A 1267-nucleotide genomic window follows, 5' to 3' on the forward strand; every position below is an offset into this window, starting at 1 on the left:
TCGGATTGAACTAGCCCCGGTTTCACGGACACCGGCCTAAGAGACAGCGTGTAGGCGCTCATACTCAAACGGCGTCATGTACGCCAGGTATGAATGCCGTCGCTGCCGGTTGTAAAAAACCTCAATGTAGTCGAATAGGCTTTGCCGGGCTTCGTCGAAGGTACGGTACTTGTGGTGACGTACATGCTCGGTTTTCAGGGTATGGAAGAAGCTCTCCATCGCTGCGTTGTCATGGCAGTTGCCCTTACGGCTCATGCTCGGTTGGATATTGTTTTGAGCTAGCAACGCCTGGTAGCGAGCAGTTCTGTACTGCACTCCTTGGTCGGTGTGTAGCAACAATCCAATCGGTTTGGCACGCCTGCCCAAGCTCATTTCGAGCGCTAACGTTGCCAATTCCTGACTGGGTTTTTTATCCATCGCCCAGCCTACGATCAGCCGAGAGTAGAGATCCATAATCACCGACAAGTAAAGCCATCCTTGGGCTGTTGGGATGAATGTGATGTCCGCCACCCAGCGCTCATTTGGTCGATCCGCGTAGAAGCGTCTCAGTAGCCGGTGCTCAACGATGTGCTCAAAGGTCCTTCCACGACCAGCCTGCTGCCATACCAAGGCCTGCCTCGTTCTGAGGCCCGCCTCCCGCTTCAAACGGGCTATACGGTTCAGGCCTGCGGTGCTGCCTTGGCTGTGCAGCTCCCGATGAATCCGGATAGGGCCATACGTTTGACGGCTATCGAAATGAACGGTCTCGATCTGGGCAAGCAATGTGCGGTTTGCTTTTGAACGTCGAGACTCGGCTCTGTTAAGCCAGGCATAGTATCCACTTGGCGAAGCTCCAACCGTTTGACAAAGCCTGCGGATCGGATATTGCGCTGCATGATCACGGACGAAGGCGTACTTCACACGAGGCTCTTGGCAAAGTACGCAGCCGCCTTTTTTAGGATTTCGTTCTCTTCGCGCAACCGTTCCAGCTCGCGTTTCAGCTGGGCAACTTCACCATCAGCTTCTGCCTGGCGGCCAGACCCTGGAAAGGCATCGGCCTGGCTCTGATCAATCTGCTGCTTCCACTTGTAGAGCTGGTTGACACGGATGCCGAGCTCGCGCGCAAGCTGTGTACAGGACTTATCCGTGTCGGTGAGCTGGCGTACAGCCTCTCGCTTGAACTCTGGGCTGTAGCGTTGATACCTACGTTTGTCGGTCATGGGACACCTTCCTCTCTGACGGTATAGTCACATTCGAGGTGTCCGTAAAATCAGGGTCAGTTCAGATC

The 1267-nt window shown here is 54.8% G+C and carries 2 protein-coding genes; both read right to left on the reverse strand.

Annotation, left to right across the window (positions count from 1 at the left end; translation table 11 throughout):
- Positions 1 to 36 precede the first annotated feature (36 nt).
- The gene (locus tag CXK91_RS22470) at positions 37 to 900 is read right to left on the reverse strand and encodes an IS3 family transposase (protein ID WP_103458180.1); all 864 of its coding nucleotides are present in this window, start codon (positions 898 to 900) and stop codon (positions 37 to 39) included.
- Positions 897 to 1199 carry a transposase gene (locus tag CXK91_RS22475; protein ID WP_103458181.1) on the reverse strand — a complete coding sequence of 101 codons (303 nt, stop codon included), beginning with the start codon at positions 1197 to 1199 and terminating at the stop codon, positions 897 to 899. The genes CXK91_RS22470 and CXK91_RS22475 overlap by 4 nt, the downstream gene beginning before the upstream one ends.
- Positions 1200 to 1267 lie beyond the last annotated feature (68 nt).

The sequence above is a fragment of the Stutzerimonas stutzeri genome, assembly GCF_002909485.1.
Taxonomy (GTDB): domain Bacteria; phylum Pseudomonadota; class Gammaproteobacteria; order Pseudomonadales; family Pseudomonadaceae; genus Stutzerimonas; species Stutzerimonas stutzeri_AH.

What these genes read in the sequence shown, in the direction of transcription:
- CXK91_RS22475 (WP_103458181.1), bottom strand. Translation starts at nt 1,199, where the DNA reads ATGACCGACAAACGTAGGTATCAACGCTACAGCCCAGAGTTCAAGCGA.